A 21,491-nucleotide genomic window follows, 5' to 3' on the forward strand; every position below is an offset into this window, starting at 1 on the left:
GCCGGAAGTGCGCGCGGCGGCCGACGGTCACGAGACCAGCACAGCGCCGATGCCGGCGCTGAGCGCGCAGGAAGCCACGGCACGTCACGCCGCCGACGCCGCCACCAGCGAAGCCGCGCAGATCCGTGGCGAAACCCAGACGGCGACCCAGCGCAGTGTGCAGCACGTACAGCAGGCGCAGAAGACGCAGGAAATGCTGGCCCAGCGCGCCCGTGGCGAATCCCGTGTGGAGTACAGCTTCAACAGCTGGGGCGCAGGGCACGCCGTGGTCGCACGTCAGCAGGGCGGTCACTGGACCCTGCAGCCGTCCTCGACTCGCGTAAGCCAGGCCTTGGGCAGCAGCACAGCTCCCGACGGCGTGCAGATCCGCCTGACCGGTGAAGGGAAGGGCGTGGACGCCGCGCTCGAGACCGATCCGGATGGCCGTCGCCGCCAGCAGCAGGAGCAGGACACCCCATGAGCGCCCGCCACTGGCCCTTCGCCACCTTGACCGAGGCCGACGTGGCGCAGGCCCGGGTCGCGGCCGAGGGTGCGCGCCTGGGGCTGCGCTTCGAGTGGAGCATGCCGCCGGAACAGGGCGCGATGCTGCGCTTCGACGTCAGCGGCCCCTTCGGTGCACTGCAGGTGGCGGTTGCCGCTGACGACTGGTGCCCGCAGATGCTGCCGGCACTGGAGGGCCTGGCGTGGTCGGAGCTTGTTGATCGCGACACGCTGACGCGCTGGCTGCCCGATGCGCGCCTGCTCGATTTTGCCGATCCGGTGTTGGCCGGCAGCCAGGTGACCCTGCGCGAGGTGGTTCCCGCCAGCGCGATGGCCCGCACCCGGCAGCCGCAGCCCCGCGTGATCACCGGGCAGGGCCCGGCCTGGATCGAGCAGGCCGACGTGGCACCGCATCTGCGTGCCACCGATACCGCCCTGGACCTGTGCGTGCCGGTGGAGCTGGAAGTCGCGCGCCTGACCTTGCCTTTGCCGCGGCTGCGCAGCTTGTCCCCGGGCAGCGTGCTGCTGCTGGAGCAGTTCCAGCCCATCGCGCGCCATCGCGCGCAGCGCCTTTACACCTTCGACTTCACTTTGGAGACCGTTTCCGTGAATACCCCCTTCGATTTTGACGAAGACGACACCGACACTGTCGGCTTCGATCCGCTGCCCGCCGCCAGCGCACCTGCGGCCCTCCCGCCCGGCCTGGACGTGGCACGCCTGCCTGTGACGGTAGAGGTGGTGCTGTGCCAGTTGCAGCAGCGCGTCGGCGACCTGGCCGCGCTGCAGCCGGGTACCGTCTTCAACCTGCCGCCCGACGCCTGGACCCAGCTGCAGCTGCGGGTCAATGGCCAGACCGTCGCCCGTGGCGAGCTGGTGCAGGTGGGTGAACAGCTTGGCGTGCAACTGCATCAGGCTCCCGTACTGTCATGAGCTTCGTCAACAACGACATCTCGCTGATTGCGGTGATGTCCATGGCGGCGCTGCTGCCGTTCATCATTGCCGCCGGCACGTGCTACCTGAAGTTCTCGGTGGTGTTCGTGCTGCTGCGCAATGGGCTGGGCCTGCAGCAGGTGCCGTCCAACATGGTGCTCAACGCACTGGCGCTGATGCTGGCGTTCTATGTCATGCAGCCCATCGTGCAGAACATGTACGAAGCCTACCTGGCGCTGGAGGCCCCGCTGAACTCGGTCGCCGCGGTGATCGCGTTCCTCGACTCCAGCCTGGACGGCTACAAGGTCTACCTGGCCACGTACTCCGATCCGGAGCTGCTGGAGTTCTTCGAGCGTGCCCGACAGGCCGAACCCGGCCAGCCGCTGCCCGCGCTGGAGCCGCACGAGCGTTCGCTGTTCGCGCTGATGCCCACCTATGCCCTGAGCGAGCTGAAGGATGCCTTCCGCATCGGCTTCTATCTGTACCTGCCGTTCGTGGTGATCGACCTGGTGGTGTCCAGCGTGCTGCTGTCGCTGGGCATGATGATGATGAGCCCGGTGACCATCTCCGCGCCGATCAAGCTGATCCTGTTCGTGGCGATGGATGGCTGGAGCCTGCTGTCGCAGGGTCTGGTCCGCCAGTACCTCGACGTGCCGATGTAGCGCCATGGACGCAATCATGTTCATGGGCAACAAAAGCCTGCTGCTGATTCTGCTGCTGTCGGCCGCGCCGGTGGCGGTGGCGACCATCGTCGGTCTGGCCATCGGTCTGTTCCAGACCGTGACCCAGCTGCAGGAGCAGACCCTTCCCTACGGTGCCAAGCTGCTGGCGGTTATTGCCTGCCTGCTGCTGCTGATGTCGTGGATGAGCGCGCGCATGCTCGACTTCGCCCGGCTGGCCCTGCAGACCGCGCTGACCGGGTAAACCATGCAGTTGTCGCCTCTCGACGCCGAGCTGGTCGCGCTCAGTCGCGACCACCTGCTGCCGCTGGTGCTGGGCATGGCCCGCATCGGCGCATGCCTGGTCTGGGTGCCGTACCTGGCCCCCGGCGTCATGCCGGCCAAGATGACCCGCACCGTGGTCACGGTGATGGTACTGATCGGCCTGTGGCCGGCCACCGTCGGCACCGCCACCGGCATGCCACAGGACATGCTGTCGATGGGCGGCGTGCTGCTGCGCGAAGTGCTGATCGGCACCGCCATCGGCATCGTGGTGGCGCTGCCGTTCCACATCTTCCACGGCATGGGCGCGATCGTCGACAACCAGCGCGGTGCCGGTGTGGGCGCGATGCTCGACCCGGTCAGCGGCATGGAAGCCACCGAACTGGCCAACCTGCTGCAGCTGATGAGCGTGGTGGTGTTCATGGCTACCGGCGGCATGATCGCGTTGCTGGAAGTCATCCAGGACAGCTACGCATTGGTGCCAATGGGCGGACCGATGTCGCTGAACCTCGGCAACCTGCAGGACTTCGCCGGCACGCTGTTGGCCGGGGCCGTGCGCATGGCGCTGCCCGTGCTGCTGCTGCTGTTCCTGGTCGAGATTCTGCTCGGCACGCTCTCGCGCTTCGCGCAACAGCTGAATCCGTTCTCGATCTCGCTGGCGGTGAAGTCGCTGATCGCCTTCATTGCGCTGTTCCTCTACCTCATGCCCACCATTGCCCGTCAGGTGCCGCTGATCCGCGACAGCACCGACGCGCTGAAGCTGCTGCTGCCGGCCGCCCAATGAAGACCGAAAAGCCGACACCACACCGACTTCTCAAAGAGTCGAAGAAGGGCAAAAGCTACGTCAGCCGTGACCTCGCCGGAGCCGCGGTGCTGGTCGCCGGCCTGGTCGCGCTGGCCACGGCAACCTCGGCCGGTCACCTGCATGCCTTCTACCGGGGCATGGCCGAGCGCGGCTTCGCGCTCACCCCGGCCGAGGCCGCGCACCAGGCCACCATGGCATTCCTGTGGATGGCAGTACCGGTGGGCGTGGCCGCGATCATTGCCGCCGTTCTGATTTCCCTCATTCAAAGCAAGGGCGTGATTGCCGCTGAGGCGGTGCGAATCGACCTGGCTCGTGTGAATCCCATTTCCGGTTTCAAGAATCTTTTCTCGTTGAAGACGGTGAAGGGCGCAGTGACGGCCGTGCTCTATCTGCTGGCTGGCACCGTGTTCGCATTTCTGGCGTGGCAGATCTTCGCACCTACCTTGTTTGGCCAGGTGCTGCTGCCCGACAAGGCCGCCGGCGCGCTCTGGCACAGCGTCACCTGGAAAAGCAGCGCCCTGCTGCTCGGCGTGCTGTCGCCCATCATCTTCGGCGCCGCGTTTGTCGAGTACCGGCTGTACATCCGCGAAATGCGCATGGACAAGAGCGAGGTCAAGCAGGAGCACAAAGACCACAACGGCAATCCGGAAATCAAGCAGAAGCGCCGCCAGATCAACGAAGAGCTGTCCGGCCAGGTGCAGGCCGACGTGGCGGGTTCAACGATGATCCTTGCCAACCCCACGCACATTGCGGTGGGCATCTTCCTGCATCCGGACTACCCGGGCCTGCAGTTCGTCTCCGTACGCGAACGCGGCAACCGCGCTCGCAAGGTCATCAAGCTGGCAGAGAAGCTCGGCGTGCCCGTCGTGCGCGACATCTCGCTGGCACGCGGCATCTACTTCAGCACCAAGCGCTACCAGTTCGCCCCCAGCCGCTTCGCCGAACCGATCCTGCGCATCCTCGACTGGCTGCTCGACATCGAGCGCCAGAAGGCCGGCCAACAGCTGCCTGACGACACACCAGATGAGTGAAACACGAAAGCCCCCTCTTGCCCCCAACGCCACACTGTGCTTGTCCTGCAGTACCGGTGGCACCCAACCCAGGTAACAACCGAATGACCTCCACTGCCCCCGAAAACACTGCTGGATCCGACGCCGACCAGGCCATGCTGGATGAGATGGCCCAGGTTCTGATGGAAGGTGCCCAACAAGGTGCCGCCCTGAAAGACCTCAAGGGTGTCAGTGACGACATGCTGGAAAGCGTTTATGCGTACGCGCATCGCTTCTACACCGATGGCCGGCTGGACGAGGCGGAAACCTTCTTCCGTTTCCTCTACCTGTACGACTTCTACAACGGTGACTACGCCCTCGGGCTGGCCGCCGTGCTGCAGATGAAGAAGCAGTACGCCAAAGCCATCGACATGTACGCACTGGCGTATGCCCTGCTCAAGCGCGACGAGCGCCCCATGCTGCATGTCGGCCAGTGCCATCTGGCCATGGGCAAGCTGCAACTGGCGCGCGACTGCTTTGAGACGGTCCAGAAGCGTTCGGATGATGCTGCATTGGTGAACAAGGCCAACGCCTATCTGCAGGCCATGGCCAGCACCAGCAGTGAACCCCCCGAACACACCCAGGAAACCTGATTCCCCATGAATTTCTCCGCCGCTATTGGTGCAACGCCGTACGCCTTCACCGGCGCTACAAGCAAGTCTTCCGAGCAGTCCGCGAAAAGCGCAGCTGGCTTCGGCGCAGCGTCCATGCAGCAGATCCAGGCGATCGACGAGCAGGTCGTCGCCCAGCTGGCAAAGGCCGCTACCGAACAGGCCAGCGAGGCTCACACAACCAAGCCTCAGGATCCGGGCAAACCGGAACTGCGTCAGGCCGACATGCGGCACCTGACGCGTGCCGCGCAGGCACGCAGCCCTGGCACTCCGGGTCAGCCGCAGGCACCGATGACGCCGGAAGCGGCGCTGCTGATGTTCAGCATGATGCTGGGCGACACCCTCAACGAAGAGAACAGCCGAAAGCTGGCCTCGCAGCTGGAACTGGTCAAGCAGCGGCTGGCTGCGCATGCCGCCACCGCCGAGGAACTCTCGGAAGCCATCCGTCTGGCCCAGGCCGTGGTCGATGCCGCGCAGAGCGAAGTGGGCCTGGCCGAGGGTGAGCTGAGCGCTGCCTTGCAGGCCTTGAAGGACGCCCAGGCGGAAGTGGCGCGTCTGGAGCGGGCGCTGGAACAGGCCCCGCCGGAAGAACAGGAAGCGCTGCGCGCCCAGCTGGAGGCGGCCAAGGGCAAGGTGGCCGCTCAGCAGGGTGCGGTGGATGCCCTGCACGCAAAGCTCAACGAGGTGCTGAATACGCTCAATAACGCGCTGAAGGATCTGGAAGACTTCAAGCAGCAGGCCGACAAGCTGGACCCAAGCCGCAGCATCAGCGCACGCGGCGATGAGGGCGCGCGCACCAACCAGAGTGAGCTCGAGTTCCTGCTGGCCATGCTGCAGAAGCTGATTGGCGACGCCAACCTGAAAAAGTTCGCGAAGGACACCGAGTTCGTCCAGGCCATGCTGAAGGCGCGCGAAGCGGAGAACATGCGCCGCTCCGAAGAGTACCAGCGCGAGCTGGAAAAGGCCGAACAGGCCCAGAAGAAGATGGGCTGCATCGGCAAGATCGTCGGCTGGGTGATCACCGTGGTTGCTGTCGTGGCCGCGCCGTTCACCGGCGGTGCCAGCATGGCACTGGCCGGCATCGGTCTGGCGTTGGCCATCGGCCAGGAGTTCGGCTTCGATCCGCTGGGCAAGGTGCTCGAGCCGATCATGAAGCTGGTGATGAAGCTGGTCCAGGAAGTGGCCAAGGTCGTAAGCAGCGCCCTGAAGGCGCTGGGCGTGCCGGACAACATCGTTGACAAGATCAAGGATGTGGTGGCGCTGATCGCCGTTGCCGCCATGGTTGTGGCCATTGCCTTCATCAGCAAGAAGGCCGCCAGCACCACCGCCGTGCAGGCCATCACCAAGGCCGTGACCAAGGCCGTCACCGAGGCCATCAGCAAGGCGTTGCCGGCCATGGTCAAGGCGGCCGCGCACACCGTGAAGAGCACCGTCGACGACGTCGCTGCGTCGCTGAGCAAGACCGTCTCCAAGGTGGTGGGCAGTGATGCCGACACGTTGGCCGTACGCGCCGGTCAGGCCACCAAGGCCATGCATGTCATGCAGTTCGGCAAAGAGCTCGCGATGGGCGCGGGCAACATTGTCATCGCCGACATGTATGTCGACGCCGCCAAGCTGCAGGCCGAACTGGAAGAAGGCATGGCCGACTCGGCCATCTTCCGCGACCTGATCCAGATGATCCTGGACTACTACCTGCAGACCAACACGCTGATCGCAGCGCTGTTCCAGGAAATGACCGAAGTGCGCGCCATCCAGGATGAAACCGCGTCGCACATCACCTCACGGATCGGCGCCGTCGCCTGATCTGCATCGACCAAACTTCCAGGATTACCAACATGACCACCGGAATTACAGCACCCAACGCGCCTCAGCACATTCAATCGGGCCTGCCGGGCGAAATCAAAAGCCGCGCAGATGCGCCGATCAAAGTTGAAGAGATGAGCACGGCGCAGGTCGCCAACCTGAGCCATGCGGTGGCGGAGCGGCTTATCGCGGAGGGCAGAACCGCCGGCGGCGAACGGGTCGACCTGCGTGCCCCCACCATCCCCCTGGGCGAGGCCGCCACGTTGCTGCGCGGCATCATTTCCAAGCTGCCGGCGATGCTGGCCGGCCTGGTGCCGATCGATCCCATCAAGACCGAACCGGGCACCGAACTGCGGCTGACCGAGGCGGCTGCGGTCAATGCCGTCCGCACGGATGCTGCCGGGCAGCCGGACGCCACCTTCGCCGAGCCGGCTACGGGCGGGGACGTCGAAGCCGCCGACCGTCTTGCCAATCTGGGCGCGTGGATCAAGGGCAATCCCTTCGCCAACCTGCTGACCTTCCTGCGCCAGTTGCTGCTGGAGTTCGAAGCGATGGACCGCCGCAACAACTCGCAGATGATCATCCTGAATCGTGAGATGACCATTCGTGCCGGTGAGCTGGGCGTGGAAAAGGCAAAGCAGAATGTCGTTGCCACCGCACTGGCGGCCGGCGTGACCGCCGCCGTCGGCGGAGCTGCAGTCCACCAGTCGTTCAAGTCGACCAAGATCCAGACCGACTCGAACGTCAAGCACCTGAACAACGCGAATCGAACCGCCGTCGATTCAAGCAGGACCAGTCACGCTGCCCGGTCCAATCCGCTGCCTTCGGCTGATCATCGCGGGGCGCGCAATCTGGACGGCTCAGCGGTCAAGCAGTCAGGAGGCGACGCACGCCCTGCGGCGGACCTGCAGGACGACATGACGTCGTACACGTCTGCAATGAAGCAGACGAGCCGGCAAGTGGCATCGGAACGGGATCCGGACATCCTGCAGTCGGCTCACGCCTATCGCATGGCCCAGTCGCAGATTCCGGCATCGAACGCGATGTTCCTGAACACGATCTCCTCCTCCGCGGGCGGCGTGGCCAATGCCGGCATGCAGATCGAAGTGGAGCAGACCGAGGCTGAGCGCCTGCTTATCCAGAGCGTGGCCGAGACCTTCAAGCGCGTTGCAGACGCACACCAGGACCAGCAGGTGAAGAACCGCGAGATGCGCGAGGCCACCGGGCAGCTGCTGGAGACGCTGATGAATCTCGCCGCCAGCACCAGCAGCCACGTCATCTCCAAGTCCTGAGGAACCGCATATGACCACGTCCATACCTCCCCCGTCACTACGGGTCGACGCCCGCCATGGGTTGGTGCGTGCGCCGGTGGCCGAGCAGAAGGCCACCGAGTTGCCGCCCATCGACCCGGCCACCACCGCCAAGCTGGGGCAGGCCCAGGTGTTTCTGGACAACGTCCGCCAGGCCTGGGCCAGGCAGTCGCAGGCCGCCGTGCGCTACACCGCACAGTTGGCAGCGTCGCAGCGCTTTGTTCAGGCCACCGCCGCCCAGCTGGGCTTGCCGGTGGCACCGTCCACGGTGGTGCCGCATCCGTCCGAGGTCATCGCCCATCCTGAGGTGCTGGAAGAGCTGAAAAAGCACCGCGAGCGCGAATCGCGGCTGGCCGAGGCGCTGGGCGACGCCATTGACGGTACCCAGCGGCCCACGAATGAGCTGCTGCGCGCCCTGGGCTTCCTGGACCTCGGCCCCACACGCGAGGAGCGTCCGGACCAGGGCGAAGCACCGCCCATCAACCCGGAGGCCTTGGACGCCAGTGGCCTGATCTGGAACTCGCATGCCGAGTTCTACGAACAGATCGGCCTGCTGCTGGCGGCGCTGAAGCAGAACTGGCTCAGCAAGTACCAGGATGCCATGAAGACCTTCCTCAAGTTCCATGAGGAATTTCAGGACATCCTCGAACTGCTGAAGGTGGAGGGCAGCGGAGACAAGGGCGACGTGAACTTCTACGCCAATGATGCAGCTTCACAGTTGGATTCGCTCATGTTGCGGTACGGCAGGGACGACCATGCACTTGCCACGTTCTCCACGCAGGCAGAGGCCCAGGCCTTCATCGACAACCTCGGCTTGCCCGGCATGAAACCCGTCCCAAGCAGCCAAGGCGGCTGGGCGGTAAAGATCAACACGAAGGCCGTAGCGGACCTGCACAAGAGTCTCCCTGAAAACGAGTATGACAAGCATGGAAACGAGATTCCCTCCAAGTGGGATAGCGCGAAGTACAACGCGTGGGTATCCAATAAGGATGGCAACGTCGAACAGATCAAGCACATCAGCAAGGTGCTGGGTGAAAAGCTGAGTGAGACCACCCAGCAGTTCGACAACATCGTCAAGATTCTCAGTTCCACCATCGACAAAATCACAGACGCCGACATGAGCTTCGTCAACGGCCTCTGATCCCGTCTCAACCCACCGTGCCACCCCGGCAGTACCGCAGGGGTGGCACACATTTCCGATCACGCTGCGATTCCATTGCGCGGCACCGGACAACGCCGAGCCCCCCACATGAGCATTTCGATTCAACCCACCGCGCTGGTCAGTCCGCGCCACGCCATTGCCCACGCCGTCGCAGCGTCGCAACTGGCTCCCGAGTTACCCCCTGTCGACGCCGCCACCTGCGCCCGGTTGAGCCAGGCCCAGGTCTTCCTGGACAACGCCCATCACGCTTGGAGCCGGCAAGCGCAGGCCGTGCAGCGCTATACCGCGCAACTGGCAGCATCGCTGCAGTTCGGCCATGCGGTCGGCGCACACCTGGGGCTGCAGGATGCCGCATCCACATTGGCACCGCACCACGCCGAGGTCCTGCTGCACCCCGACATCATAGAGGAGCTGAAGAAGCACCGCGAGCGCGAGTCGCGTCTGGCCGCGGCGCTGGGCGACGCTATCGACGAATCCCGACGTCCCATGCACGACCTGCTGCGTGTGCTGGGTTTCCTGGATTTCGGCCACACCCGCGAAGAGCGACCGGCGGAATCCACTGATCCGATCATCAATCCGGCGGACAAGGACGCCAGTGGCCTGATCTGGAACTCGCATTCCGAGTTCTACGAACAGATCGGCCTGCTGCTGGCGGCGCTCAAGGAGAACTGGCTCAGCAAGTACCAGGACGCGATGAAGACGTTCCTGGAGTTCTATGAGGAGTTCCAGGACATCCTGGAGAAGCTGAAGATCTCAGGGTCTGGCGACAAAGGCGACGTTGCCATCTACGCCAAGGCGGTCAAGGACGGGTTGACCAAGCTCATGCAGAAGTACGGCATGGATGACAAAGCGCTCGCATCTTTCTCCAGCGAAGCTCAAGCCCAAGCCTTCGTTGAAAACATGGGGCTGCCCGGCCTCAAGGCGACACCGGGTCCGGATGGGACGTACGTTGTAAAAATTGATCTAAGTGCAGTGGAGGCAATTCGCGACAGTCTACCAACCAATCCGACGTTTCCAAATCCTGGTGGCGACCCTATTGAATTTCCGGTCACCTGGGACAGCGCCAAGTACAACGCCTGGGTGTCCAACAAGGATGGCAACGTCGAGCAGATCAAGCACATGAGCAAGGTGCTGGGCGAGAAGCTGAGTGAAACCACTCAACAATTCGACAATATTGTAAAGATTCTCAGCTCCACCATCGACAAAATCAACGACGCCGATATGACGTTCGTCAACGGCCTTTGATCGGGGTCGCCGATCCTCTCATTGAAAATCAGCTTGTTACCAGGATTGAGGAGTACCCATGCCGCTAAACATTTCATCCCCCGGCGCTCACCCGGCACAGTATGTCCCCTTCAGCGCTACCAAGGTAGTCAGGGGGATCTCGCTGTCGAGTATTCGAAACGAGAAGCAGGATCCGTTCCGTTGTGGCATGTCCCGTGTCACGGGTGCTCATCACCGGGACGCGCTTGGCACTGCGATGAGCAAGTTTCAGGATGTCATGAGCCAGGCGACCGGTCTCTCTTCGCGTGATAAGGCGTGCATCCAGCAGACCCTGGGCTGGATGAACTCTGCAGGCGCTGGCGGCATCGGGAACATCGTTCTGCGACGTCTCGCGGCGCTGGGCGCGTCTCATGCTGCAGTGGCCGATCTGCTCAAAGGCACTCCCGGGGACACAAATCTTGTGGCGCTTGAGAAGAAGGTTTCCAGGATGATCGTCGACCTGGGGGTGGCTATCGGGAAGTGCCCTGCGCCTCCGCAGGGGACGGCCCTGACTAGTCGTGAGTCCGTTGTTAGCGATCGGGTTGCCGCAGCCGATGAATGTGTGCAGTCCTGCGTGTCGAGCATTGGTGGGCAGAAGATCATGGAGGTCATCGGCAGGGTGATCCTCCCCCAGCCGATCATGAACGCCCTGGTTGAGAAACGACAGGATCTGGTTGCCAAAATGTCTGCAGAGGATCCTGCGTCCACTGATCTCACGCAGATGGTGAACGCCAAGGCATTGTGGGCTCTTCAGAACGTGGTCAACACCGAACTGGATACCTCAGATCCCCAGGCGGCGGTAACCGCCATCATCGAAGTGCTGAAGATTCCGGAGTACCTGGTCGAAGGTGATCCCGGAAAAGAGGGGGCGCAACCCAGCAACGAGAAGGGCGTTTCGGACCTGCCGCCGCGCCTGCGCGAGCTTGCAGGCGATGGCAGAAACGTTGCCGGCAACTACAACGACTTCGGCAGCATGGGTAACAAGTCGACAGTGGACGGCGCGAACGCAGCGCAGTTGGCTGAACTCGAGGTCGAGAAGCACCGCATCACCATTGAAGGCATGCTGTCGGCGTTCAAGCTGGGGCTGGAAGGAAGCAGTCGCTGTGGTCACCTCATCACCGGCATCCACAACCCCTGCGGCAACGTCCGTCACTTTGCCCATGAACCGCTCCAGGCAAAGACCACGGGCAATATCGATATCCAGACGGACCCGGAGGAGAACGACCAGCGGAACGGCAACAGCGTGAACTTCGAGTTCCGCCAAGGTGTGGGCAACATGCCAGATGGCAATGACCAGGGACCGGGCCCGCTCCAGCCGCAGCCAGATCCGGCCAACGCCGAAGCCGATGCGGATGCCTATACCCTCGTAGAGGGGGATGCGCTCGTCGGTGATGACGAAGCCATCGACAACATGGTCATCCAGAACTCTGCGGTTCGAGTGAACTCGCAGGATGACAACGCCCGTTCGCCGGACCCTGAAGTTCTCGGAGTAGAGCAGAACCCGGTCGGTGATGACGACGATGTTTCGATTGACACTGACACGCTGGTGAAAAGATTTGAGGCGCTGCGGTCGAACGGCTTCGACAATGAAGATGCCCGCGAGCGGATCGAGACTGAGAGGCTTCGCCAGTCAGATCCCCCGTTGACGTACGTCACGGAGACTGTCAATCCGTCCGTACAGTCACTGGACGCAATCAAGAATCAGAATCCACCGCTGGCCAAGGTGCTGGAGGATGACGCGCAGCTGCAGAAGGAGAACACGTCTCGGGTGGACCACGGGGCGCGTATCCGTACAGAAACCATCACCACCAGCGAAGACAACGGTGCGGCCAAGGACGCTGCCGCAAAGCTGTTCAAGCCTGTCAATGTGAAGGAGGAACTCAAGGTCTATTTCGACGGATTGTCGGTTCATCCTATGATTCGCGAATTGGTCTTGCACGCGCCACGTCGTGTGGTGCAGGGTTACCAGGAGAGCGTGGACGCGGCCGGGCGCAGAGAAATCAAGCCGGTCGTCCAGGATGCTTCCCGCTTCGCCCTGAACTTCGGTGCTCACGTGATGCCGAGTGATCTGGTCAATTTCAAGAAGGAACAAGGAATCATCAAAGAAGCGGCGTCCCCCGTTTCGCTGCCTTCCGTGGAGAGCCCTGAAGATGAGTATCTGCAGTTCAAGCGTGTGATTAATGCACGCGACGCTGCCTATGCTGAAGGTGCGGGGCTCGGTGCACTCAATATCCGTGACGAGTTGAAAAGGATCAACGCCGGGCTCAAGCAGCCCCTCGCACCTCAGAAGACCTTCGGTCGTGCGTTTGAGCGCGCGGACAGTTGGGCCGAGGCTGTGTCCAAGGCGGTCAAGCCGATTACCGGTGATGCCGAAGCGCGGGACCAAGTGACGGTGACGCAGAACAGAATGGCGGCCGTTGGACGGTGGGTCCAGTCACAGTCGCCGCAGATGGACCCGGTGGAGCCGAAAGCTGACGTCAAACGCCCCATCCAACCCCTCATCCAACCTGCGCCCCGCATTGAGGCTTCGCAGGCGGGCATTCGCGACATGTTGAGCAACTTGCTGACGACCCACGTGCAACGCGGTCCGTCGCCCGTCGATCTGTTCAACGGTAATGCAGCACGCGGCGAGAAGGCCGCAGCCTCGCATGGCACGCCGAATGGTCAGGCCGCAAAGTTCGTTCGCTCTGATTCAGCGCTGAACAGCGTCGGCTCCAGCGCGGCCCCCAGCGAAGCGAGTGATGATGATTCGGTGAGATGGGATCAAGGCACTCCCGATCAACTGATGGACGAGTACTCCATGCAGCTGGACCAGATGCCCCATTTCGTCCCGAACCCGGAGCCGTTGCAGGAGAAGCCGCCGATCGTCCTCGATGAGCGTGCCGACATGCCCATTTTCAGCGCCGGGCTGACCCGGGAGCAGAACCTGAGGATGATGCAGTGACCATGCGCTTCACCCTGCACGACCTGCGCCACTGCTTGGCCGACCATCTGGAACGTGACCTCGCCGAGATCGGCGAGCAAGCACGCCTGGTCGAAGACCTGGGCATCGACTCGCTGGCCATGCATGCCCTGCTGATCGAGATTGAAGAGCTGGGCGGGCACATCCCCGAGCCGGAGTCGCTGGAACGCGTCTGCACCGTGGCCGAGTTGTACGCCGCGGTCGTGGCCGACACCGTGCCGTGAAGCGTCACTGGTGTTGGGGGGGCGTGGTGGCCTTAGCCGCCGCGGCTCCGCTCCAGGCCCGTGTGTACGCCACGCTGGGGCCTGATGGGCAACTGCAGGTGTCGCAGACACCCACAGCCGGTGCCACCGCATTCGACCCGCACCGCCCTGTGGCGGTGCGGGCGTCTGTGCGTGGGAAACTGGCCGTGCCTGAGTTGGGAGTGCGTCGTGCACACTCCGCAGCGGCGGCGCGCTGGACTTCTCTCATTGACCAGGTGGCTGCCGAGCACGCGGTCGACGCGCATCTGCTGCATGCCATCGTCACCGTCGAGTCCGCCTACAACGCCACGGCCCGCTCCCATGCGGGCGCACTCGGCCTGATGCAGGTCATTCCCGCCACCGGCAAACGCTTCGGGGCCAGCAACCTGCTCGATCCGCTGCAGAACCTGCGTGCCGGCACCGCCTACCTGGTCTGGCTGAACAAACGCTTCAACGGCAACCTGGACCTCATGCTGGCCGCGTACAACGCCGGCGAGGGCGCGGTGCAGCGCCATGGCAACCGGATTCCGCCCTATGCGGAAACCCGTCAGTACGTGGCAAAGGTCACGGCCCTGTACAACGCGCGCCGCAACTGACGCGGCGCGTGGCTGCACCTGGACGGTGCAGCACGTCGAACGATGCAGTTGACATCGTCCTTCGAAATCACTTTGAAACTTTTTTTGTACGTTGCCCCGCGCGCAGCTGTCAGTCTGCGCGCCGTGGCAGCCGATGCGCTGCATTGGCTCCTCCCTTGACCTTCACTCCGGATTTCGCATGCCTCGTATTCACAAGTTGAAACTGCTCTCTGGTCAGCTCGACGGCGTTGAATTCACGCTGCTGCCGGGCGATACCGTTTTTCACGTCGGCTCGGCGCGCACCTTCCACGAGAGCAATCTGGCCCCCACGTTGGCCAATGCCGACAACATTTTCTACATCCCCGGCGACCACCTGCCGGCCTCGTTCCGCATCCGCTGCGGCGATATCGGGCTCAGCCTGGAAGTGCGCGAAGGCGACAACATCTGCTGGATGGCGCAGGAACTGCCGATCAACGAGGTGGTGCATGTAGCCGGTCTGGCCATGGCGGTCCGGGCCGAGCATGAAACGTGGTCTGAGGCGGTACTCAACCATCGTCTGCCGGTGCCATCGCCGTACGACGCCTTCGACGACGCGGTGCCCGTTGCGATGGTCAATCGCACGCCGCCGGCAATGTGGGCCATGCTGGTGCTGCTGGCAGCCTTGCTGAGCGCCTCCGCGTGGTGGCTGTATGACCGCCAGCGCCCGGCTACCCAGGTACGCAACCTGGAGCGCGTGCTGGCTCATTCGCCCTACGACTACAACGTCGTGCCGGACAAGCATGGCCGCATCCATGCCTTTGGCGACACCGCCGAAGCCATGTCCTGGGGCCAGCGCGCCAGTGAGCGTGCCGGCCGCCATCACGACATCTACCACGTGCGTCACCTGGAAATCGCCCGTATCGGCACCTTCCTCGACAGCGCTGGGGTGGAGTATGCGGTGATCCGTCTGCGCACGCCGGAAGTGCCGGAGGTGGTCATCACCTCCATTGGCCCGGAAGACGCTGAGCGTCGCAAGCGCGTTGCCGCGATGCTGGCTCCGCATCTGCCTTACGCCAAACGCATTGATGTGCGCACCGTCACAGACGTGCAGCTGATCAATCTGGCCCGCAACGGCCTGCGTGCACGCGGCATCAGCACCCGTTTGGGCACCCAGGGCGCGCGCACCAGCATCACCAATGACAGCTTCCTGGACGACGCGGCGCTGCACAGCATGGCGCGTTACCGCGACGAGTACGTGCAGGAATGGGGCGCACGCCGCGTGCATATCAATATCCGTTTGTGGGACGACCTGCTCAAGGGTCGCTCCTATCAGTACTCCGACGATCAGCTGCTCTCCGTTGGTGAGGGTCGTTGGGAGTTTTCTACCGCAGGCAGCAGATGACCTAACGACCCTTTGGAGATATGAAATGACTGTACCGACTACAAAGCCTGGGTTTAATGACCCCGAGATTCCTGAAGATCCGAATCGCTGGAAGGGCTGGCTGAGCGAGCACAGCCAGAACTTTGATGATGGTGTGAAGCAGCTTAAGAAGGAGTTGGATGAGGCCTACAAGGCGATCTCCGGCGACAAGGAGGCCGGCGAGGACGGTGACCCGACCAACCCGCAGCTGCTGGCGAACTACCAGACCAAGCTGTCCGAGTACACCACCTTCCGCTCGCTGCAGTCGAACTCGGCCAAGAGCCTGGCCGACATGCAGAAGCAGAACGCCCGAAACCTGGGCTGATGCACCCGGCAGGCCGGTGCCTTGTGCCCGGCCTGCCGTTTCCACGCGCCATTACCCGCAGGAGTCCCCACCATGCTGCAAGTTACCCATATTGCCACGGGCATCGGCACGGCCGAAGGCGCAGACGGTGCTGCCGTTTCGCTGTCCGACCGCATGACCCACGCCCTGGCCAACAGCTACGTCACCTCGGGTGAACAACTGTCCATGATCCAGGCCGCCAGCAATGACCCGTATACCGCCAGCAACCCGGCGCACCTGTTCGCGCTGCAGACCGCACTGGCTGATTACACCAAGCGCATGACCGTGGCCGCCGGCCTGGCCAACCACATGAACAAGACCTTCGAGACGCTGCTCAAGTCATGAACACGCCGTTGTTTGCCGGCACCTTCCGCAGGGCGCGGTGGGTGCTGTTGGCACTGTTGGCCGTGCTGGTATTGACCGGCTGTGCCCGCAAGCCCCTGTTGGAAGGCCTGGACGAACGCCAGGCCAATGAAGTGATTGCCGTGCTGCTGCGCCATAACATCAGTGCGGAGAAGATGAATGTCGGCAAGGGCGGCTTCCAGGTACAGGTGGCCGCGCGCGACCTGCCCGAATCCATCGAGCTGATGCAGCGCAACGACCTGCCATCTGCTCCTCGCAGCCAGGTGGCCACGTCGTTCCCGGCCGATTCGCTGGTCAGCACGCCGCTGGGCGAGCGCGCACGTCTGATCTCCGCCGTGGAACAGCGGCTGGAAGAGTCGCTGCAGCTCATCGATGGCGTGCAGTCCACCCGCGTGCACCTGAACTACGACGCCAGCATCGGTGGCGAGAACCGACGCACCGACAAGCGCCGCATGCATGTCGCCGCCGTGGTCGCGCATGCCCCCGGTGTGGACGAAGAGGTGCTGATGCAGTCGATCAAGCGCTTCCTGCGCAACACGTTCGACGGCATCGATTACGACAATGTCTCGGTCATCCTGACCGAGGTGGAAGGCCCGCGCACCCTGGCGGTGACCGCCGCCACCGAACGCGGCATGTCCGGTCTGGTGCTGGGGTTGTTCGCGGTGCTCGGCGTGGCTCTGGTGCTGGGTGGCTGGGTGCTGGTGCGCACCGTGCCTGCCGTGGCCGGCCGCATGCGCAAGCTGTGGCAGCGCCTTCGTCAGCGCGCCCCGGCGCCGGTGAGGAGTCGCTGGCGTGGGGCCTGACCTGCTGCGGCTGGTCTATGCCCCGGCCAGTTACTACCGGCCGTGGCGCAGTGTGTACGCCACAGCCACTCCGGCCCAGCAGCGCTGGCTGAATGCCACGCTGATCCGTGAGCGGAATCTGCCGATGCCGTCGGCACGTGCGTCAGCCAATACGCTGCTGGCGCGTCGCATGATCGCGGTCTGGGAACACTTGCCGGATGTGGCGGTGCTGATTGGCGCGGCGCGACTGCGCGACTGGGTATCCGCGCAGCGCGGTGGTGCCGCATTGCCGCTGCCGGTGCAGGCGTTCATGCGGTCGGGCTATTCGCGCTACGACACCGCGGAGCGCCCGGCACGTCTGCTGGAAGATGACCCCGACGCGCTGCTGCGCTGGGGCGCGGCCGAAGTGCGTGCGCTGTCGCCCCTGTTGCCGACCTGGCTGGCCCCCCGGCTGGCGTTGCCGCTGCACACCGTAAGCGGTGACATGCCGCATCGCGACGTGGTGCCCGATGTGGATCTTTTCTGGAGTGCGATGAGCTATGTTGAAAAGCTTTCCTGAGCAGGCCTTGAACTTCGCCGTGGGCGGCGTGATTGCGCCCAGCGCGCTGGAACAGGCCGCGCGGGCCGACCAGCTGCTGGCGGTCGCGCGTCGCCGTGCCGCGCAGACGCTGGATGGCGTTCCCGCGCAGGTGGCTGAGGCCACCACCCAGGCCCATCGAGAGGGCTTCCACAAAGGCTACGCCGACGCGCTGACCCAGGTGGTGCCCCTGCTGCATGCCACCCTGGCCGACGCCCAGACCCTGCGCGAGTACGTGCTGGGGCAGATGCGGACCGTGATCACTGCCAGTCTGGATGTTGAGTCGATCGACGCGCAACTGGTGATACAGCGCTGCGAGCAGGCCTTGGCGGGCGGCGAAACCGCACTGCGGCTGCACGTGCCGGCGCAGATGGAAACGCTGCGAGACGCGCTGCAGGGCGAACTTTCCCAGCGCGTGCCTGCACTGCCTTTGCAGGTGCTGGCCGGGCAGGGCGAGTTGCCGGTGCTGAGCATCGGCCCGCTGGTCTACGAACTGGATGCAGCCGGGTCGATCACCCGTGCGGTGGAAGCCAGTGTCGACGCCGAAGCGCTGGAAGCCGGTGCGCGTGAGCGTGCGGCGGCGTATCTGGCCGCATTGAATGCCCGATTGAAACCCTTGCCTTTCCCTGATGCAACGACTGGAGTACCCACGTGATGCTGGACAAACTGGGCGGCATGACGCCGTCAGCCATTCCTGAAACCATTTACGCCGACCCGACCTCGCTGGCGCAGCGTATGCGCGCGGCGATGGGCGAGGAGGGCCGTCGGCCTGACTTCGGCGACCTGGTGCCGGAGATCCAACCGATCTATGAGCACCCGACGGTCAAGCCGGACCCGATTCCGGTGGAGGAAATCATCGCCGACATGTGCCGGCGCTGGTTTGAAAGCGACTTCCTGCAGGCCATGCTGCTGGGCGACCCGGATGAGAAGCTGGGCGTGAAGCCGGAGCCGTACGCCTGACATGTAGAGCCGGGCTTGCCCGGCTGCTTTTCACCGGATTCGTCCGCAGCCGCTTCGTAGAGCCGGGCTTGCCCGGCTGCTTTTCATCGGATTTCGCCCGCAGCCGGGCAAGCCCGGCTCTACGACACTACGGCGTGGCCGGCACCGCCATCCACCGCTTGATTTTCGCATCCAGAATATCCAGCGGCATCGACCCATCGCGCAGCACTTCCGCATGGAACTTGCGCGGATCAAACCCCGCCCCCTGCGCACTCTGCACAGCGTCACGCAGCTCCAGCATCTTCAGCTCGCCAAGACCATTGGCCAGCGTCTGCCCCGGCAGCGCCATGAACCGTTCTACCTCGGCCGCGGCATCTTCCGCCGGCATGTCTGCCGTCTTCACCAGATAATCCACCGCCTGCTTCTTGCTCCAACCCTGCGCATGCACGCCGGTCTCCGCCACCATGCGCGCACTGCGGGTCAACGCAGCCTGCAGGTACGCCACCTTGGCGTACGGGTCCTCATACACACCCAGCGCATCCCCCAGCGATTCCGCATACAGTCCCCAGCCTTCCACGAACGCCACATCACCACCCAGGCGACGGAAGCGCGGCAGCTTGTCCAGTTCCTGCTGCAGCCCCAGCTGCACATGGTGGCCCGGCACTGCTTCATGAAGGTACTGCATCGGTGCCGCCCAGCTGCGTCGGGTCGGCAGGCCGCCGGTGTTCACATACAGCGTGCCGGGGCGCATACCGTCCGGCAGCGGCGGCTGGTAGCTCACCGCCGCGGCACTGCCGATGCGGTCCGGCTCAACTGCGCGAATGTCCAGCTTGGCCTTGGGCAGCGTGTCCAGCTGCGTCGGCAGACGCGCTGCCACCTGCTGCTGCAGCTGGGTGTAGCGGCCCAGCAGGGCCTGCGGGGTGGCGAACTGGAAGTCGCGGTCGCTGCGCATGTTGCGCAGCACCTTCTGCTGCGAACCGCGAATGCGGTTTTCTTTCAGCACCTTGCTGATCTGGTCCTGCAGCGCGGCCACGCGCTGCTCGCCCTGCTGGTGAATCTGCTGTGGCGTAAGTGTGCTTGCCGTGGTCTGCACGATGTTCTGGGCGTACCAGGCTTGCCCGTTGGGCAGTGCCGACAGCCCATCGGTGCTGCGGGCGGCCGGCAGGTACTCGGTTGCGATGAAACCACGCAGAGCGCGGTACGCCGGCATGATCCGGAACTCGATCATGCGCTTGTACTCGGCACTGATGCGGTTCTTGTCCGCCTCGGAGAAGTCATCAGGCAGGTTGCGCACCGGGGCCCAGAAGATGCTTTCCTCTGCGGTGGGCTTGATCACCGCATCCAGCTGCGGCAGCACCTTTTCCATCAGGTCGCGGGGCTGCACCACGCCTGCCTTCATGCCCTCGCGCATGTTGGCGATGGCCTGGTCGAACAGCGGCGGAATGCCCAGCGAGCGGCGCGACCAGGCGTCGTAGTCGGCCACCGTGTTGAACGGCTGTGCCCCCGAGCCGGAGCCCAGAATGGCCATGATGCTGCCGAGGTTGTAGTACTGGCTGATCGGCATCTGCCACGACGGGTATTTTTCGGCTGCCAGCGACATCTGCGCGTCGCGAACGAAGATCTGGTAGCTCAGCAGATCCTGGCCGGTCAGGCCCTGCGGGCCGATCTTCTCGACCTTGCCCAGCCATTCGGTGGTGAAGTCGTGCGACTGCTGGCGCCACGCGGCGGACAGGATATTGGGCAACTGGTCGTTGTGGCTGCCGTCGCCCTGGAAGGTGGCCTGCAGCGGATTCAGCCGCATCGAGGCGTCCCAGTATTCGTCGTACACCCGGTTCAGCTGGTCGGCCGTGGTCAGCTGGCGCACCAGCGGCTTGCGTGCCGGCGCGGCCGGGCGCGCGCGGGGTTTGGCCTTGGGCTTGGCGGCCGGGCGCGTCTGCGCGGCGGTCGGGCGGTTGGCCTTCTTCTTGGCGGCTTCAGCCGGCGGCGCGGCGCTGAAGATCAGCGCGGCAGCGATGGCGAGCGCCAGAGCGCGGGCGGGGTGGGGCATGGAACACTTCCGTAAATCCTATACAGATCCGGGAGCTTGCCTGATTCCCCCCGATGCAGCCACCACGTCGTTCAGTTTCGGTAGCGCCGGCCGTTGGCCGGCTCACGGACCGTTTGGGCCGGCCAACGGCCGGCGCTACCAGGTCAGCGGTCGCCAGCGCGGGTAAACGGCACGCTCTCCGGGGCCACCGCGCCGCCAGAGATGATGAAACTCATGGCCTGGTCCACGGTCCAGTCGGTCGGGGTCAGCAGCTCCACCGGCACGATTTCCAGGTAACCCGAGGTTGGGTTGGGGGTGGTTGGCACATACACCGCCGCCAGCTCGCGGCCGCTGCCCTGTTCCTTGATCACCCGCGTGACCAGGCCGACCGACTTCATGTCACGGTGGGGGAAATCGATCAGCACCACGCGCTGGGTGGTGCCCGGCTCGGTCTGCAGCATGTCCAGCAGTTTCTTGGCGCTTTCATAGATGATGCTGGCCAGCGGAATGCGCTTGATCACCGCGCCGAACCAGCGCAGCAGGCGCTGGCCGATCACCCGGCGGCTGAGCACGCCCACGCTCAGAATGACCAGCAGGGTCGCACCCAGGCCGATCACGTTCTGCACCCATTCCACCTTGACCCAGCCCAGGTAATGCGGGAACGAGCCGGCAATCTGTTCAGAGAACGGCACCACCAGCGGGCTGCTGATGCCTGAAAGCAGCACGAACACGAATTTGACCACCACCCAGGTCAGCCAGATCGGCAGCAGGGTGAGCAGGCCGGTCAGGAACAGACGCTGCAGGGAGGGGCGCGGAACCAGGTGGGGGGCTTCGATCGACATCGGCGCATTGTATGCCGTCTGCGTGCCGCACCGACCGGTCCGGCATCAACCGCGACGGAACAAACTGGATCGGAATCACCCGTAGAG

23 protein-coding genes are annotated in these 21,491 nt (G+C 64.1%); 21 read left to right on the plus strand and 2 right to left on the minus strand.

Going from position 1 to position 21,491, the window contains the following annotated elements; all coding sequences use genetic code 11:
• The 21 genes from RT551_RS05305 to RT551_RS05405 form a co-directional block, all read left to right on the plus strand.
• Positions 1 to 460, plus strand: a 460-nt coding sequence (locus RT551_RS05305) for a hypothetical protein (protein ID WP_313456199.1), incomplete at its 5' end; no start/stop codon positions are given.
• Positions 457 to 1,410, plus strand: a complete 954-nt coding sequence (sctQ, locus tag RT551_RS05310; RefSeq protein ID WP_313456200.1) for a type III secretion system cytoplasmic ring protein SctQ — start codon at positions 457 to 459, stop codon at positions 1,408 to 1,410. The genes RT551_RS05305 and sctQ, both read left to right, overlap by 4 nt.
• On the plus strand, positions 1,407 to 2,072 hold the full coding sequence (locus RT551_RS05315) for an EscR/YscR/HrcR family type III secretion system export apparatus protein (protein ID WP_311192130.1): 666 nt from the start codon (positions 1,407 to 1,409) through the stop codon (positions 2,070 to 2,072). The genes sctQ and RT551_RS05315 overlap by 4 nt, the downstream gene beginning before the upstream one ends.
• Before the next feature lie 4 nt (positions 2,073 to 2,076).
• The gene (gene sctS / locus RT551_RS05320) at positions 2,077 to 2,334 is read left to right on the plus strand and encodes a type III secretion system export apparatus subunit SctS (protein WP_311192129.1); all 258 of its coding nucleotides are present in this window, start codon (positions 2,077 to 2,079) and stop codon (positions 2,332 to 2,334) included.
• Between the two features lie 3 nt (positions 2,335 to 2,337).
• Complete coding sequence (gene sctT / locus RT551_RS05325; RefSeq protein WP_313456203.1) at positions 2,338 to 3,135, plus strand: type III secretion system export apparatus subunit SctT; 798 nt, start codon at positions 2,338 to 2,340, stop codon at positions 3,133 to 3,135.
• Entirely contained in the window at positions 3,132 to 4,187 is a 1,056-nt protein-coding gene (locus tag RT551_RS05330) for an EscU/YscU/HrcU family type III secretion system export apparatus switch protein (RefSeq protein ID WP_313456204.1), read from the plus strand. Before sctT ends, RT551_RS05330 begins: the two co-directional genes overlap by 4 nt.
• 83 nt (positions 4,188 to 4,270) lie before the next feature.
• Complete coding sequence (locus tag RT551_RS05335; RefSeq protein WP_313456206.1) at positions 4,271 to 4,798, plus strand: SycD/LcrH family type III secretion system chaperone; 528 nt, start codon at positions 4,271 to 4,273, stop codon at positions 4,796 to 4,798.
• 6 nt (positions 4,799 to 4,804) lie between these two features.
• Positions 4,805 to 6,619 carry a type III secretion system translocon subunit SctE gene (sctE, locus tag RT551_RS05340; RefSeq protein WP_313456208.1) on the plus strand — a complete coding sequence of 605 codons (1,815 nt, stop codon included), beginning with the start codon at positions 4,805 to 4,807 and terminating at the stop codon, positions 6,617 to 6,619.
• Between the two features lie 32 nt (positions 6,620 to 6,651).
• A complete protein-coding gene (locus RT551_RS05345) occupies positions 6,652 to 7,911 on the plus strand; it encodes a hypothetical protein (RefSeq protein WP_313456210.1) in 1,260 nt (419 codons plus the stop codon).
• Positions 7,912 to 7,921: 10 nt separating this feature from the next.
• Positions 7,922 to 9,070 (plus strand): IpaD/SipD/SspD family type III secretion system needle tip protein, encoded by a 1,149-nt coding sequence (locus tag RT551_RS05350; protein ID WP_313456212.1) that lies wholly within the window; start codon positions 7,922 to 7,924, stop codon positions 9,068 to 9,070.
• A 108-nt stretch (positions 9,071 to 9,178) separates the two neighbouring features.
• Positions 9,179 to 10,336 (plus strand): IpaD/SipD/SspD family type III secretion system needle tip protein, encoded by a 1,158-nt coding sequence (locus RT551_RS05355; protein ID WP_313456214.1) that lies wholly within the window; start codon positions 9,179 to 9,181, stop codon positions 10,334 to 10,336.
• Between the two features lie 235 nt (positions 10,337 to 10,571).
• A complete protein-coding gene (locus tag RT551_RS05360) occupies positions 10,572 to 13,298 on the plus strand; it encodes a hypothetical protein (protein WP_313456215.1) in 2,727 nt (908 codons plus the stop codon).
• A gap of 2 nt (positions 13,299 to 13,300) precedes the next feature.
• Positions 13,301 to 13,540 (plus strand): acyl carrier protein, encoded by a 240-nt coding sequence (locus tag RT551_RS05365; RefSeq protein WP_313456338.1) that lies wholly within the window; start codon positions 13,301 to 13,303, stop codon positions 13,538 to 13,540.
• Between the two features lie 26 nt (positions 13,541 to 13,566).
• Positions 13,567 to 14,154, plus strand: coding sequence for a lytic transglycosylase domain-containing protein (locus RT551_RS05370; protein ID WP_313456216.1), 588 nt, complete (start codon positions 13,567 to 13,569; stop codon positions 14,152 to 14,154).
• A gap of 178 nt (positions 14,155 to 14,332) precedes the next feature.
• Positions 14,333 to 15,514: a PrgH/EprH family type III secretion apparatus protein gene (locus tag RT551_RS05375; RefSeq protein ID WP_313456218.1), complete on the plus strand. Its 1,182-nt coding sequence runs from the start codon at positions 14,333 to 14,335 to the stop codon at positions 15,512 to 15,514.
• 25 nt (positions 15,515 to 15,539) lie between these two features.
• Positions 15,540 to 15,857, plus strand: coding sequence for an EscF/YscF/HrpA family type III secretion system needle major subunit (locus RT551_RS05380; RefSeq protein ID WP_313456219.1), 318 nt, complete (start codon positions 15,540 to 15,542; stop codon positions 15,855 to 15,857).
• A 72-nt stretch (positions 15,858 to 15,929) separates the two neighbouring features.
• Complete coding sequence (gene sctI / locus RT551_RS05385) at positions 15,930 to 16,220, plus strand: type III secretion system inner rod subunit SctI (protein ID WP_313456221.1); 291 nt, start codon at positions 15,930 to 15,932, stop codon at positions 16,218 to 16,220.
• Complete coding sequence (gene sctJ, locus RT551_RS05390) at positions 16,217 to 17,041, plus strand: type III secretion inner membrane ring lipoprotein SctJ (RefSeq protein WP_313456223.1); 825 nt, start codon at positions 16,217 to 16,219, stop codon at positions 17,039 to 17,041. The genes sctI and sctJ overlap by 4 nt, the downstream gene beginning before the upstream one ends.
• Positions 17,031 to 17,579, plus strand: coding sequence for a hypothetical protein (locus RT551_RS05395; RefSeq protein WP_313456225.1), 549 nt, complete (start codon positions 17,031 to 17,033; stop codon positions 17,577 to 17,579). Before sctJ ends, RT551_RS05395 begins: the two co-directional genes overlap by 11 nt.
• Positions 17,563 to 18,252: a hypothetical protein gene (locus RT551_RS05400; protein WP_313456227.1), complete on the plus strand. Its 690-nt coding sequence runs from the start codon at positions 17,563 to 17,565 to the stop codon at positions 18,250 to 18,252. Before RT551_RS05395 ends, RT551_RS05400 begins: the two co-directional genes overlap by 17 nt.
• Entirely contained in the window at positions 18,252 to 18,557 is a 306-nt protein-coding gene (locus RT551_RS05405; protein WP_313456229.1) for a hypothetical protein, read from the plus strand. The genes RT551_RS05400 and RT551_RS05405 overlap by 1 nt, the downstream gene beginning before the upstream one ends.
• Positions 18,558 to 18,684: 127 nt before the next feature.
• Here the strand turns inward: RT551_RS05405 and RT551_RS05410 are convergent, their stop codons facing one another.
• Together RT551_RS05410 and RT551_RS05415 are read right to left on the minus strand one after the other, a co-directional pair.
• On the minus strand, positions 18,685 to 20,583 hold the full coding sequence (locus RT551_RS05410; RefSeq protein WP_313456231.1) for a DUF885 family protein: 1,899 nt from the start codon (positions 20,581 to 20,583) through the stop codon (positions 18,685 to 18,687).
• A gap of 143 nt (positions 20,584 to 20,726) precedes the next feature.
• Entirely contained in the window at positions 20,727 to 21,404 is a 678-nt protein-coding gene (locus RT551_RS05415) for a DUF502 domain-containing protein (protein WP_311192109.1), read from the minus strand.
• Positions 21,405 to 21,491 lie beyond the last annotated feature (87 nt).

It is taken from the genome of Stenotrophomonas sp. (genome assembly GCF_032103445.1).
Lineage (GTDB): Bacteria > Pseudomonadota > Gammaproteobacteria > Xanthomonadales > Xanthomonadaceae > Stenotrophomonas.